The sequence below is a fragment of the Streptomyces sp. NPDC047014 genome (genome assembly GCF_040644195.1).
In the GTDB taxonomy this organism is placed as follows: Bacteria; Actinomycetota; Actinomycetes; order Streptomycetales; family Streptomycetaceae; genus Streptomyces.
In genome coordinates this window covers 17,997-30,361 of sequence record NZ_JBEYVX010000072.1, presented here as the reverse complement: position 1 = coordinate 30,361, position 12,365 = coordinate 17,997, and the positions used below count along the sequence as shown (strand labels likewise).

The 12,365-nt window shown below is 70.5% G+C and carries 14 protein-coding genes, 1 tRNA gene and 1 riboswitch; of the genes, 8 read left to right on the top strand and 7 right to left on the bottom strand.

The window, feature by feature from the left end:
* The first annotated feature begins 379 nt into the window (after nt 1-379).
* On the top strand, nt 380-1,132 hold the full coding sequence (locus ABZ873_RS27140) for an MBL fold metallo-hydrolase (RefSeq protein WP_360876940.1): 753 nt from the start codon (nt 380-382) through the stop codon (nt 1,130-1,132).
* A gap of 112 nt (nt 1,133-1,244) precedes the next feature.
* Here ABZ873_RS27140 and ABZ873_RS27135 read toward each other — a convergent pair whose 3' ends face one another.
* Both ABZ873_RS27135 and ABZ873_RS27130 read right to left on the bottom strand, forming a co-directional pair.
* Nucleotides 1,245-2,471: a PTS transporter subunit EIIC gene (locus ABZ873_RS27135; RefSeq protein WP_360876952.1), complete on the bottom strand. Its 1,227-nt coding sequence runs from the start codon at nt 2,469-2,471 to the stop codon at nt 1,245-1,247.
* Between the two features lie 382 nt (nt 2,472-2,853).
* On the bottom strand, nt 2,854-4,155 hold the full coding sequence (locus ABZ873_RS27130) for a PTS transporter subunit EIIC (protein ID WP_360876936.1): 1,302 nt from the start codon (nt 4,153-4,155) through the stop codon (nt 2,854-2,856).
* 196 nt (nt 4,156-4,351) lie between these two features.
* Between ABZ873_RS27130 and ABZ873_RS27125 the strand changes: the two genes are divergently transcribed.
* From ABZ873_RS27125 to rdgB, 4 genes are all read left to right on the top strand, one after another.
* Entirely contained in the window at nt 4,352-4,585 is a 234-nt protein-coding gene (locus tag ABZ873_RS27125; RefSeq protein WP_360876933.1) for a PTS glucose/sucrose transporter subunit IIB, read from the top strand.
* A 99-nt stretch (nt 4,586-4,684) separates the two neighbouring features.
* Nucleotides 4,685-5,410 (top strand): ribonuclease PH, encoded by a 726-nt coding sequence (gene rph, locus ABZ873_RS27120; protein WP_360876930.1) that lies wholly within the window; start codon nt 4,685-4,687, stop codon nt 5,408-5,410.
* Nucleotides 5,411-5,590: 180 nt separating this feature from the next.
* The gene (locus ABZ873_RS27115) at nt 5,591-5,971 is read left to right on the top strand and encodes a hypothetical protein (protein ID WP_360876927.1); all 381 of its coding nucleotides are present in this window, start codon (nt 5,591-5,593) and stop codon (nt 5,969-5,971) included.
* Nucleotides 5,972-5,978: 7 nt separating this feature from the next.
* Complete coding sequence (rdgB, locus tag ABZ873_RS27110; protein WP_360876924.1) at nt 5,979-6,596, top strand: RdgB/HAM1 family non-canonical purine NTP pyrophosphatase; 618 nt, start codon at nt 5,979-5,981, stop codon at nt 6,594-6,596.
* A 62-nt stretch (nt 6,597-6,658) separates the two neighbouring features.
* Here rdgB and ABZ873_RS27105 read toward each other — a convergent pair.
* The 4 genes from ABZ873_RS27105 to bcp all read right to left on the bottom strand — a co-directional run bounded on the left by ABZ873_RS27105 (nt 6,659) and on the right by bcp (nt 8,655).
* Nucleotides 6,659-6,732 (bottom strand) — tRNA-Leu (locus ABZ873_RS27105).
* A gap of 47 nt (nt 6,733-6,779) precedes the next feature.
* Nucleotides 6,780-7,430, bottom strand: coding sequence for an HNH endonuclease signature motif containing protein (locus ABZ873_RS27100; protein WP_360876921.1), 651 nt, complete (start codon nt 7,428-7,430; stop codon nt 6,780-6,782).
* A complete protein-coding gene (locus tag ABZ873_RS27095) occupies nt 7,427-8,065 on the bottom strand; it encodes an HNH endonuclease (protein ID WP_360876918.1) in 639 nt (212 codons plus the stop codon). The genes ABZ873_RS27100 and ABZ873_RS27095 overlap by 4 nt, the downstream gene beginning before the upstream one ends.
* Before the next feature lie 122 nt (nt 8,066-8,187).
* Nucleotides 8,188-8,655: a thioredoxin-dependent thiol peroxidase gene (gene bcp / locus ABZ873_RS27090; protein WP_360876914.1), complete on the bottom strand. Its 468-nt coding sequence runs from the start codon at nt 8,653-8,655 to the stop codon at nt 8,188-8,190.
* Nucleotides 8,656-8,761: 106 nt separating this feature from the next.
* Between bcp and ABZ873_RS27085 the strand changes: the two genes are divergently transcribed.
* The 3 genes from ABZ873_RS27085 (at nt 8,762) to ABZ873_RS27075 (ending at nt 9,950) form a co-directional block, all read left to right on the top strand.
* Nucleotides 8,762-9,082: a DUF3618 domain-containing protein gene (locus ABZ873_RS27085; protein WP_360876911.1), complete on the top strand. Its 321-nt coding sequence runs from the start codon at nt 8,762-8,764 to the stop codon at nt 9,080-9,082.
* 43 nt (nt 9,083-9,125) lie between these two features.
* Nucleotides 9,126-9,467: a co-chaperone GroES gene (locus ABZ873_RS27080; protein ID WP_360876908.1), complete on the top strand. Its 342-nt coding sequence runs from the start codon at nt 9,126-9,128 to the stop codon at nt 9,465-9,467.
* A 59-nt stretch (nt 9,468-9,526) separates the two neighbouring features.
* Nucleotides 9,527-9,597, top strand: a riboswitch (guanidine-III (ykkC-III) riboswitch).
* A gap of 32 nt (nt 9,598-9,629) precedes the next feature.
* Nucleotides 9,630-9,950 (top strand): multidrug efflux SMR transporter, encoded by a 321-nt coding sequence (locus tag ABZ873_RS27075; protein WP_360876905.1) that lies wholly within the window; start codon nt 9,630-9,632, stop codon nt 9,948-9,950.
* Nucleotides 9,951-9,995: 45 nt separating this feature from the next.
* Here the strand turns inward: ABZ873_RS27075 and ABZ873_RS27070 are convergent, their stop codons facing one another.
* Entirely contained in the window at nt 9,996-12,290 is a 2,295-nt protein-coding gene (locus ABZ873_RS27070) for a transglycosylase domain-containing protein (protein WP_360876949.1), read from the bottom strand.
* Nucleotides 12,291-12,365: the final 75 nt, after the last annotated feature.

Here is a 12,365-nt window from a genome sequence, read left to right as displayed (position 1 = left end):
GCTTGTCGTTGCCGTACTTGAGCATCGACTCGCGGAAGGGGATCCGCGGGAAGGGCGAGGTGACCTCGCGGCCATTGCCGAACTCGGCCCCCGTCCGCGACGAGCACCACCACCGCCACGGCCACGACCGCGACCACCGCGGGCCACCAGGACGTGTCCATGGTCCGACCGTAGCCCCGCAGCGCGTAGCCCGGTACTCGCGCGCAACCCCCCCGCCACGGCAACGCCCGTGCCCCCCGTCGCTCCCCCGGGTGACAGCGCAGGTGATTCCCCCCACAACGGCCTGCCGCGGAGGAGCGACCGGACGTTTCGCGCCTTACGCTCGACGCACGCACGGCCCGCATTCCGTCCACGGACCGTCCACGGAGGTTCACGCTCCATGAAGCTCACCGTCGTCGGCTGTTCGGGGTCGTTCCCGTCCGCGGAATCGGCCTGTTCGAGCTACCTCGTCGAGGCCGACGGCTTCCGGCTGCTCCTCGACATGGGCAACGGAGCCCTCGGGGACCTCCAGCGCCACTGCGGCCTCTACGACCTCGACGCGATCTTCCTGAGCCATCTGCACGCCGACCACTGCATCGACATGTGCGCGTACTTCGTCGCCCGCTTCTACCGCCACGAGGGCGGCCGCTGCGGCACGATCCCCGTCTTCGGCCCCGAGGGCACCGAGAAGCGCCTGACCACGGCCTACGACGACGTCCCCGACGAGCGCTCGATGAGCGAGGTCTTCGACTTCCGCACCCTGAAATCCGGCACCTTCGAGATCGGCCCCTTCCAGGTCCGCACCGAGCGCGTGGCCCACCCCGTGGAGTCGTACGGCATCCGCGTCGAGCACGGCGGCCGCTCGCTCACCTACTCCGGCGACACCGGCACCTGCCCCGAGCTGGGCACCCTCGCCGAGGGCACCGACCTCTTCCTCTGCGAGGCGTCCTTCACGCACGGCAAGGAGGACATCCCGGACCTCCACCTCAACGGCCGCGAGGCCGGGGAGTACGCGCGCGACGGCGCGGTCGGCCGCCTCGTCCTCACCCACATCCCGCCGTGGACGGACCCCGCCCAGAACCTGGCGGACGCCCGCGCGGTCTACGACGGCCCGGTGGACCTGGCGTACGCGGGCGCGGTCTACGAGGTCTGAGCAGCAGCCGGGCAGCGCCCGGGCAGCGCCTGACCACCCCGTCCTTCGCCCGTACGGAAAAGCCCCCGCCCTCCCTTCCGGGAGAGCGGGGGCTCCGTCGTACGCGGGCTGCTTACTTGGCCTCGGCCTTCTGCAGCTCCGCCAGCTCCTCGTCGGACTCGCGGCCCGGGGTGGGGAGGTTCCACTTGATGATGGCGAAGCGGAAGATCGCGTAGTAGAGCGCCGCGAAGCACAGGCCCACCAGGGCCAGCATCCACGGCTTCTCCGCGATGCCCAGGTTCAGCAGGAAGTCGACGAGACCGGCGGAGAAGCCGAAGCCGTCGCGCATGCCCAGGGCCCAGGTCAGCGCCATGGAGATACCGGTCAGCACCGCGTGGATCGCGTACAGCACCGGGGCGATGAACATGAAGGTGAACTCGATCGGCTCGGTCACACCGGTGACGAAGGAGGTGAGCGCGAGGGAGAACATCATGCCGCCGACGACCTTGCGGCGCTCGGGGCGGGCGCAGTGCACGATCGCGAGGCAGGCCGCCGGGAGGGCGAACATCATGATCGGGAAGAAGCCGGTCATGAACTGTCCGGCGGTCGGGTCGCCGGCGAGGAAGCGGGCGATGTCGCCGTGGACGGCGCCGGTGGCGGTGTCGTACGAACCGGCCTGGAACCACGGGAAGGAGTTCAGCAGGTGGTGCATGCCGATCGGGATGAGCGCACGGTTGGCGACACCGAAGATGCCCGCGCCGACGGCGCCCGAGCCGGTCAGCCACTCACCGAAGTTGTGCAGACCCGTGCCGAGGACGGGCCAGATGAGACCGAAGACGATGCCCGTGACCAGGCCCGCGAGCGCGGAGAGGATCGGGACGAGGCGGCGGCCGCCGAAGAAGCCCGCCCAGTCCGGCAGCTTGGTCCGGTAGAACTTCTGGTAGAGCAGCGCGGCGATGATGCCCATCACGACACCGCCGAGCACGCCCGCGTTGACCGGCGCGTCCACCATGACGATCTTGCCGCCGACGACCTTGGCCACCTGGGGCAGGTTGCTGTCGGTGAAGGTGGCGAGCACCTTCTGGAAGACCAGGTAGCCGGTGACCGCGGCGAGGGCGGTGGAGCCGTCCGACTTCTTGGCGAAGCCGATCGCGATGCCGACGGCGAACAGCAGCGCCATGTTGTCGAGGATCGCGCCACCACCGGCGGCCATGTAACCGGCGATCTTGAGGACGAACGTCGGGAAGACGTCCTTGTCGCCGAGCATGTCGTCCGCGCCCAGGCGGAGCAGGAGCGCGCCGGCGGGCAGCACGGCAACGGGGAGCATGAGGCTCCGGCCGATGCGCTGCATGACGGCCATCACGCCAGCGCCCTTCTTCTTCTCCGCCGCGGGGGCGGTAGCCGTGGACACAACTTCCTCCAGTGGGCAAGGCGACGCCAGAGGGAAACGGGGGACGGCGACGTCTCAGAAATGGGGGTACGCGGGGCACGAACGGGCCCGCGTGGTCTACACCAATCGTGGTGTAGACCAGTTGTAACACGGTGAGGGTTAGATAAGGAACCTTCGTTTTCCTGTGGTCTACGCCACACCGCCGGATGGTTCCCGGACCGCCCCGGCCCACCCCCCTTCCGGCCATGCCGCAGGCCCCCGGATCCGGGATCCGGGGGCCTGTGCGGGCCGGGCCTGACGCCCCGCACGGAGCGGGCCTAACGCCCCTGCCCGGGGCGTGCGTTGCGCCCTGTCACGCCTTGGTGTTCTCCGCCTCCATCGCCGCGATCTCCTCGTCGGACTCCCGGCCGGGCGTCGGAATGTCGAACTTCGTGATCGCGAACCGGAACACCGCGTAGTAGACGGCGGCGAAACCCAGGCCGATCGGGATGATCAGCCACGGCTTCGTCGCCAGCCCCCAGTTGATGACGTAGTCGATCAGCCCCGCCGAGAAGCTGAAACCGTCGTGCACGCCCAGCGCCCACGTCACCGCCATCGACACACCCGTCAGGATCGCGTGGATCACGTACAGGGCCGGGGCCACGAAGAGGAAGGAGTACTCCAGCGGCTCCGTGATCCCCGTGACGAACGAGGTCAGCGCCACCGACAGCATCAGCCCGCCCACCTCCTTGCGCCGCTGCGGCTTCGCGCAGTGCGTGATCGCCAGCGCCGCCGCCGGGAGGGCGAACATCATGATCGGGAAGAAACCGGAGAGGAACTGCCCCGCGTCCGGGTCCCCGCTGAGGAACATGTTGATGTCACCGTGCACCACCTCCCCGTCCGGCTTCGTATAACTGCCGAACTGGAACCACACCGGCACGTTCAGGAACTGGTGCAGGCCGATCACCAGCAGCGCACGGTTCGCGATCCCGAAGATCCCCGCACCCCACGAGCCGAGCCCCACCAGCCAGTCCGAGAAGCTCTCCAGCGCGTCACCCACCGGCGGCCACACCCACAGGCACACCACCGCGAACACGATGCCCACGAAGGCCATGATGATCGGCACCAGCCGCCGGCCGTTGAAGAAGCCCAGCCAGTCCACCAGCTTCACCCGGTGGTAGCGCTGCCAGAACCACGCCGACAGCAGCCCCATCACGATCCCGCCGAACACCCCCGGATTCTGGAACGTGTACTCCGCGAAGGTGTCGTCCTGCCCCAGGCAGCCGCCCCCGATGTCCACCGTCCCCACCGGGCACGGCGTCGGGAACACCCGCAGCACGCTCCGGTACACCAGGAAGCCGACCACCGCCGCCAGCGCCGTCGACCCGTCCGCCTTCTTCGCCATGCCGATCGCGACACCCACGCAGAACAGCAGCGGCAGCCCGAGATCGGCGTTGAGCAGGGCGCCGCCCGCCGCCGCGATCACCTTCGCGACGTCCGTCCAGCCCAGACCCTCGTCCCCGAACACGTCCGGCTGCCCGAGCCGGTTGAGGATGCCGGCCGCGGGCAGGACCGCGATCGGCAGCTGGAGGCTGCGCCCCATCTTCTGCAGACCCTGGAACAGGCCGTTCCACCACTTCTGCCGCGGCACTGCTGCGGCGCTGCTCGCGCTCATCGGCATCCTCCGTCACCGGCCTGTTTTTTTGGCTGCCGTACCACTTCCGTGCACACTGGTGTAGACCAGTTGTGGGCAGGCTGCCGCTGATCGTCATCATTCGGCAGGGACCGGTCACGCGCTCGCGTAGATGGGCCAACCGTGCGTTACCGTGACACCGCGGACCGCACTCTTCGCATCACTCAGGGAGATACACATGGCCACCAAGGCTGAGAAGATCGTCGCCGGGCTCGGCGGCATCGAGAACATCGAAGAGGTCGAAGGCTGCATCACCCGCCTGCGCACCGAGGTCATCAACCCCGACCTCGTCGACGAAGCCGCCCTCAAGGCCGCCGGAGCCCACGGCGTCGTCAAGATGGGCACCGCGGTCCAGGTCGTCATCGGCACCGACGCCGACCCGATCGCCGCGGACATCGAAGACATGATGTGAGCTGACCCCTCACAGCCGACGAACCCCGTCCCGGACAGCCCGGACGGGGTTCTCGCACACGTGCCGGACCGCGCCCCCGCAGGGACTAGGCTCGGAGCCATGTCTCGCATCGACGGCCGCACGCCCGAACAGCTCCGCCCGGTCACCATCGAACGCGGATGGAGCAAGCACGCCGAGGGCTCCGTCCTCATCTCCTTCGGAGACACCAAGGTCTTCTGCACCGCCTCCTTCACCGAAGGCGTCCCGCGCTGGCGCAAGGGCAGCGGCGAAGGCTGGGTCACCTCCGAGTACTCGATGCTGCCCCGCTCCACCAACACCCGCGGCGACCGCGAATCCGTCCGCGGCAAGATCGGCGGCCGCACCCACGAGATCTCCCGCCTCATCGGCCGCTCCCTGCGCGCCGTCATCGACTACAAGGCCCTCGGCGAGAACACCGTCGTCCTCGACTGCGACGTCCTCCAGGCCGACGGCGGCACCCGCACCGCCGCCATCACCGGCGCCTACGTCGCCCTCGCCGACGCCATCGCCTGGGGCCAGAAGAAGAAGCTGGTCAAGGCCGGCCGCAAGCCGCTCACCGGCACCGTCGCCGCCGTCAGCGTCGGCATCGTCGACGGCGTCCCGCTCCTCGACCTCTGCTACGAGGAGGACGTGCGCGCCGAGACGGACATGAACGTGGTCTGCACCGGCGACGGCCGCTTCGTCGAGGTCCAGGGCACCGCCGAGGGCGAGCCCTTCGACCGCAAGGAACTGAACGCCCTCCTCGACCTCGCCGCCGGCGGCTGCGCCGACCTGGAGGCCATCCAGCGCGGGGCGCTCGACCTCTAGGGCCCCCGTCCGGCCACCGCCGAAGCGGCAACCGTCCGGCGACGGGCGGCGCGGCACCGTCCAGCCACAGCCGGCGCGGCAACCGTCCGGCGACGGGCGGCGTCTACGCACACAACCGGGCGCGCGGCGAACAGCCGCGCGCCCACCCGCACTCACGCCTTCCGTCCCTGGGGGAACCGAATGAAGCTCCGCATAGCCGCGGTCGCCGTGGCAGCCGTCCTCACCGTCCCGGCCCTCACCGCCTGCGACGCGATCTCCACGGCGATGGACTGCGCGAACACCGCGGTGGCCGTCACGGACGGCGTGAACGACCTCCAGCAGGCCGTCTCCCAGGCCGGCGACAGCCCCCAGGACGCGAAGAACGCGCTCGACCAGATCGAGGCGAACCTCAAGAAGATCGGCGACCAGACCGACAACACCGACCTGGGCAAGGCGCTCGACTCCATGAACACGGCCGTGAAGAACGTCCGTACCTCCATCGAGAGCGGCAACACCGCCCCCGACGTGAGGCCGGTCGCGGACGCCGCGGGCGAGCTGTCCAAGGTCTGCACCCCGGGATAATGAGGCCATGACCTCGACGCCGCCCACCCGCCTGATCCTCGCCACCCGCAACGCGAACAAAGTCACCGAGCTCCGCGCCATCCTGTCCGACGCCGGCCTGCCGTACGAACTGGTCGGCGCGGACGCGTACCCGGAGATCCCGGACGTCAAGGAAACCGGCGTCACCTTCGCGGAGAACGCCCTCCTCAAGGCCCATGCCCTCGCCCGGGCCACCGGGCTCCCGGCGATCGCCGACGACTCCGGGCTCTGCGTGGACGTCCTGCACGGCGCCCCCGGCATCTTCTCGGCCCGCTGGGCCGGCACCCACGGCGACGACAAGGCCAACCTGGACCTGCTGCTGGCCCAGCTCGGCGACATCGCGGACGAGAACCGCGGCGCCCACTTCGCCTGCGCGGCGGCCCTGGCCCTGCCGGACGGCACCGAACGCGTGGTGGAGGGCCGCCTCCTGGGCACCCTCCGCCACACCCCGTCCGGCACGGGCGGCTTCGGCTACGACCCGATCCTCCAGCCCCTGGACGAAACCCGCACCTGCGCGGAACTCACCCCGCAGGAAAAGAACACCATCTCCCACCGAGGCCAGGCTTTCCGCGCCCTGATCCCCTTCCTGCGCGCCCTGCTGGGCTGACCCGGCACCCATGCAGAAGGCCCGTCCCCCCGGAGTTCAGGGGGACGGGCCTCGTGGTGCAGTACGCCCGATCGGATTCGAACCGACACACACGACCACCTAAAGATCGCCGCTCAACCAGTTGGCGCACGGGCGCAAGCCAAGAACACTGTACTGGGTGAGGGCCTGCTCCGGGTGAGGCTCCTACCCACCGCGTCGGCCGCCCCGGCACCAGCTGCCGGTGATCGCGTGGCAGTTGGGGCAGAGCAGGCGCAGGTTCTCCTGGCGGTTGTCGCTCCAGTCGCCGTTGATGTGGTCGATCTCCAGCGTCATCGGCGCGCCGAACCATTCGGGAGGCGTGCCGCACTCGGCGCAGCGCTCCGGCACCCCGATCTCGTGCAGCGCCCTGCGCAGGACCACGGCGCGTGTCCGGCGACCCCCGTCGTTCCTGACCAGGATCTCCGACGCCGGCTTCAACGGCGTGAACGCCGGTCTGCCCCGCTGGTGCGCCTGGCCGAGGAAGTGCGCGGTCGAGACGCCGTTCTCGGTGATGAACCGGCGCAGAGCGGCCCGCTGCGTACCGCTGTCGGGCAGCTTGAGCCGCCGCAGGGTCTCGGCGATGCCGCAGGACTCGGCGACGGCCTGCCGTATCGCGTCATCGGCCGGCCGCGCGCGTCTTCCGACGGGCCGGAAGTGCGAGACGTCGATCCCGTGGCGGGCGAAGCGCTCCAACAGGTACCGGCCGAGGCGCGGGTACGGGCGGGTGCCCAGGTATGCGATGACCTCGTCGATGTCGTCGCAGCACTCCGCCGCCCGGGCGAGCACCTCGCGCGTGTACCGGTCACCGCTGCTCATCGGCGGCCCTTGGCCCGTCCGCGATAGGTGTCGGTGGTGGAATGGCAGTTCGGGCAGAGCAGCCGCAGGTTCTCCGGCAGGTTGTTGCGCCAGTCCCCGTCGACGTGGTCCACCTCCAGGGGCAGGGGACGGCCCCGCCACTGGGCCGGTATTCCGCATCGGGCGCACTCCTCGGGTACGCCGAGTGCGGCGAGAGCCCGCTTCAGATGTGCGCTCTGGGCGCGGCGCCCGTGGGTCCCCTCCTGCCGGACGAGCAGGGTCTCCGGAGTCTGCCGCGGCCTGGGGCGCCCCGCGGGTGACGGGGGCGCGAAGTGGGAGGTGTCTATCCCGAACGCCTTCACCCTGCGGCTGATGTGGGTGTGGTGGCCGCCCACGACGTCCAGACCGAGGTGGCGGAGCACGTCGCACATCGTCGTCGAGGCGGCGACCGCCTCGGCCAGGATCTCCTTGGTCCACTTCACCCCCTCCTTCTCGAAGTGGGTGGTGTCCACGCCCAGTTTCCGCATGCGGTCGTGCAGGTACCGCCTGCTGGGACCCTTCGGGTCCACCCCCAGGTGTTGCAGGGCTTCCGTCAGGGTGTGTGCGGTGCGGGCCGCCTCTGTGAGGCGGGCCTTTGTGTATGGGCTGGTCGGCATTGCGGGGCCCCTCCGTTCCGGCCACGTGTTCGTGGACTCGTACGGACTAACGGGGCGGCATGCGGACGGTTACGTCCGATAAGCGGAGCGGGCCGCGCCGGGACGGCCCGCTCCGCCGCGGGTCAGATCTTCAGGTCCTTGATGATCTTGGCTACGTGGCCCGTCGCCTTCACGTTGTAGAAGGCGTGCTCCACCTTGCCCTCCTCGTCCACGACCACCGTGGACCGGATCACGCCGGTCACCGTCTTGCCGTACAGCTTCTTCTCGCCGAAGGCCCCGTACGCCGCCAGCGTCTCCTTCTCCGGGTCCCCGACCAGGGTGACCTTCAGCTGCTCCTTCTCGCGGAACTTCGCCAGCTTCTCCGGCTTGTCCGGCGAGACGCCGATGACGTCGTAGCCGGCGGCGGCCAGGACCTCCAGGTTGTCCGTGAAGTCGCACGCCTGCTTCGTGCAGCCCGGCGTCAGCGCGGCCGGGTAGAAGTAGACGATGACCTTGCGGCCCTTGTGGTCGGCGAGCGAGACCTCGTTGCCGTCCGCGTCGGGCAGGGAGAAGGCGGGGGCGGTGTCGCCCGGCTGGAGTCGCTCGCTCATCGTGACAGTCTCTCCTCGGGAGGGGATCGGTACGCCTTGAGACTAAGCTGACAGACTGTTCATGGCGGAACACGCCCCACAGGACCACGACGACGGAGGATGCGCGGTGTCGGAAGCCAGGACCCCCGCTCAGATCGAGGCGGACATCGTGCGCCGCCGCGAGCAGCTCGCCGAGACGCTGGACGAGATCGGTGTCCGCGTGCACCCGAAGACGATCATCGGGGACGCCCGCGCCAAGGTCGAGTCGAAGGTGGACCAGACCGCGGGCCGGGCCTTCGCCACGGTCGACCGGCTGGTGACGGACGTGCGGGACGGCCTGCGCCACGACGACGGGTCCCCGCGTCTGGAGCGCATCCTGCCGGTGGCGCTGGTCGCCGTGGGCATCGTCGGGCTGATCGTGGTGTCGGCGCGCCGCAAGCGGGGATGACCCTGCGGGCCGCGTCGCGGTCGCGGACAGGTAGGTTCGGGGCGTGAGCGAGAACACCACCCACGACAAGCTGCCCATCCGCATGCTGAACGACCGCGTGCTCGTGAAGTCCGACCTGCCCGAGGGCGAGCGGCGCTCGGGCGGCGGGATCCTGATCCCGGCGACGGCGGCCGTGGGCAAGCGACTGGCCTGGGCCGAGGTCGTCGCGGTCGGGCAGAACGTCCGGAGCGTGGAGCCCGGTGACCGGGTGCTGTACGACCCGGAGGACCGCGCCGAGGTGGAGGTGCGCGGTGCGACGTACGTGCTGATGCGCGAGCGGGACCTGCACGCCGTGGCGGCGGAGCGGCTGGAGGGGTCCGAGGACTCCACGGGGCTGTATCTCTGACCGTCGAACCGCGCGCAGGGGCTGAACAGGGCTGGTGGCCGAGGTCACCGGCCCTTTTCGCTGCCCTTTGCTACGGTGGTCGGGAACCCCGACGAGACGCGCCGTACCGGGTACGACAAGACGACGCACCCCGTGTTCACCGGATGTCCCGGAGGTGTCGTCATGGCCTGGTTCCTGCTTCTTCTCGCCGGTCTGCTCGAAGTCGGCTGGTCGATCGGTATGAAGTTCACCGACGGGTTCACCCGTCTCTGGCCGAGCGTGTTCACGGGCGCCGGCATCATCGCGAGCATGGTGCTGCTGTCGTACGCGGCCCGGACGCTGCCCATCGGTACGGCGTACGGGGTGTGGGTGGGCATCGGTGCCGCCGGTGCGGCCGTGCTCGGGATGGCGGTGCTGGGGGAGCCCGTGACCGCCGCCCGGATCTTCTTCATCTGCCTGCTGCTGGTGGCCGTGGTGGGGCTCAAGGCGACCTCCGGGCACTGAGTCCGGCCGTCCCCTCGTTCCCCCGCTCCCCTCCCTCCCCTCCCGTCACTCCAGGAACGCGGACGGCGGCCGGTAGTCCTCGGTGGGGCCGCCGTTCGTGCCGCCGCCGCCCGTGCTGCCCCACGTACCCTGCGTGGCGCCGCCCTGGGACTGCCCGCCCTGGGTGCGGCCGCCGTCCTCCTGGCCGCTGTTGGTGCCGCCGCCCTGGGAGCGGCCGCCGTTGTCCTGGCCGCCCTGGGTGCGGCCGCCCTGGGATCCGCCCTGCGTGGCGCCGCCCTGGGTCTGGCCGCCCTGTGACTCCCCGCCCCGGGACTGGCCCCCGCCGTCCTGCCCGCCGGTGTCCTGGCCGCCGGAGGGCGGGGTGGGCCGCTGCGGGGGTGTGGGGCTGAGCCCGTCCGCGTCGGGGTTCTCCGGCGGCGGGCTGGACTGCGTGAAGGGCGGCGGGGGCTGGGCCGCGCCCGGCTGGAGGTCGAGGTCGAAGTCGACGGGGTCGGTGCCCTCCAGCGCGGCCTTGGTGTAGGCGGCCCAGATGCGGGCCGGGTACCCGCCGCCGCTGATCCGGGGCTCGCCCAGGGCCCCGTAGAGCGACTGGAGGGTGCCGGTGTCGGGGTCCTGGCCCATCATCGCGATCACGGTGACCAGGCCGGGGGTGTAGGCGGCGAACCAGGCGGAGCGGTCCAGCTCGCCGGTGCCGGTCTTGCCCGCCGCGGGGTGGCCGGCGGCGAGGGCCGCCGTACCGGTGCCGTTGTCCACGACGCTGACCAGCATGGACGTGGTGGTGTCGGCGGCCTCGCGGCTGATGGCCTGGACGGGGGTGCGCTCGGGCAGGGGGACGGTGTCCCCGCCCTTGGTGATCTTCTGGACGAGGGTGTAGGGGGTGCGGCGGCCGTGGTCGGCGAGGGTGGCGTACGCCTGTGCCATGTCCAGGACGCTCGCCTGGAGGGTGCCGAGGGCCATGGCCGGGCTCGCGACGAAGTTCGGGGTGTCCTCGGGGATGCCGAGGGCGACGGCGGTCTTCTTGACGGTGGCGGGGCCGACGTCGACGGCCATCTGCGCGTAGACGGCGTTGACGGAGAGGTCGGTGGCGGTGTTGACGGTGATGTTGCCGTACGAGACCTGCCCCTCGTTCTCGGGGGCGAAGCGGACCCGGGCGCCGACGACGGGGCGCCGGTTGTCGCCGTTGTAGACGGTGTAGGGGGTGATGCGGCGGCCGTCCTGGGTGCGGGAGCCGTTCTCGACGGCGGCGGCGAAGACGAACGGCTTGAAGGTGGAGGCGGCCTGGTAGTCGCGCCGGGTGGCGTTGTTGACGTACTGCCGGGTGTAGTCGATGCCGCCGTAGAGGGCGGCGACCTCGCCGGTGGCCGGGTCGATGGAGACCGCGCCGGCGCGCACCAGGCGGTCGGCCGGGCGGGCGGCGGGGTCGAGCCGGCCGGCCATGCGGGTGTCGACGGCGTCGACGAGGGCGTTCTGGCGGCGGCGGTCAATGGTGCTGGTGATGCGGTAGCCGCCCTCGGCGAGGGTCTTCTCGTCGAGGATGCCGCGGTCGGTGATGTAGTCCTTGACCGCTTCGACGAGGTAGCCGCGCTGGCCGGAGAGGCCGGCGGCGGCGCGGACCTTGCCGGGCTCGGGGAACCGCGTCGTGGCACGGGCGCCGGGGGTGAGCCAGTCCTTCTTGACCATGCCGTCGAGTACGTAGTTCCAGCGGGCGAGGGCCCGGGAGCGGCTGCGGGGGTGGGAGACGACGTCGAAGGCGCTGGGGGAGTTGAGGAGGGTGGCGAGGTAGGCGCCTTCGGCGGTGGTGAGGGCGGAGACGTCCTTGCCGTAGTACGCCTGGGCCGCGGCCTGGATGCCGTAGGCGTTGCGGCCGAAGTAGCTGGTGTTCAGGTAGCCCTCAAGAATGTAGTTCTTGGACTTCTCGCGGCCGAGTTTGATCGCGATGAAGAACTCTTTGGCCTTGCGTTTGATCGTCTGCTCCTGGCCCAGGTAGTAGTTCTTGACGTACTGCTGGGTGATGGTGGAGCCGGACTGGGTGCCCTTGCCGGTGGCGGTGTTCCAGGCGGCGCGGATCATCGCCTTGGGGTCCACCGCCCGTTCGGAGTAGAAGTCCCGGTCCTCCGCGGCGAGTACGGCCTCCTGCACGGTCCGCGGGATCTGCGAGAGCGGCACGTTGACGCGGTTGACCTCGCCGTCGCGGGCGATGAGCGTGCCGTCGGAGTAGAGGTAGACGTTGGACTGCGCGGTGGCGGCGGCGTTGGCCGGCGGGATGTCCACGAGCAGATAGCCGGCGACGAGGGCCCCGCCGAGCAGCAGTGCCAGCAGCAGGATGCCGCCCAGGAGCATGCGCCAGGTGGGGAACAGGCGGCGCCATCCGGTGCGCCTGCGACGGGATTTCCCGCCGGGCGGAGGCGGCTGCGA

Bases quoted from the DNA above. Each gene is read 5' to 3' on its own strand.
- ABZ873_RS27095 (WP_360876918.1), bottom strand. From the start codon at position 8,065: ATGCCGACCAGCCCATACACAAAGGCCCGCCTCACAGAGGCGGCCCGC.
- ABZ873_RS27070 (WP_360876949.1), bottom strand. From the start codon at position 12,290: ATGCTCCTGGGCGGCATCCTGCTGCTGGCACTGCTGCTCGGCGGGGCC.
- ABZ873_RS27135 (WP_360876952.1), bottom strand. From the start codon at position 2,471: ATGGCCGTCATGCAGCGCATCGGCCGGAGCCTCATGCTCCCCGTTGCC.
- ABZ873_RS27115 (WP_360876927.1), top strand. From the start codon at position 5,591: ATGAAGCTCCGCATAGCCGCGGTCGCCGTGGCAGCCGTCCTCACCGTC.
- bcp (WP_360876914.1), bottom strand. From the start codon at position 8,655: ATGAGCGAGCGACTCCAGCCGGGCGACACCGCCCCCGCCTTCTCCCTG.
- ABZ873_RS27130 (WP_360876936.1), bottom strand. From the start codon at position 4,155: ATGAGCGCGAGCAGCGCCGCAGCAGTGCCGCGGCAGAAGTGGTGGAAC.
- ABZ873_RS27100 (WP_360876921.1), bottom strand. From the start codon at position 7,430: ATGAGCAGCGGTGACCGGTACACGCGCGAGGTGCTCGCCCGGGCGGCG.
- rdgB (WP_360876924.1), top strand. From the start codon at position 5,979: ATGACCTCGACGCCGCCCACCCGCCTGATCCTCGCCACCCGCAACGCG.
- rph (WP_360876930.1), top strand. From the start codon at position 4,685: ATGTCTCGCATCGACGGCCGCACGCCCGAACAGCTCCGCCCGGTCACC.
- ABZ873_RS27075 (WP_360876905.1), top strand. From the start codon at position 9,630: ATGGCCTGGTTCCTGCTTCTTCTCGCCGGTCTGCTCGAAGTCGGCTGG.
- ABZ873_RS27125 (WP_360876933.1), top strand. From the start codon at position 4,352: ATGGCCACCAAGGCTGAGAAGATCGTCGCCGGGCTCGGCGGCATCGAG.
- ABZ873_RS27140 (WP_360876940.1), top strand. From the start codon at position 380: ATGAAGCTCACCGTCGTCGGCTGTTCGGGGTCGTTCCCGTCCGCGGAA.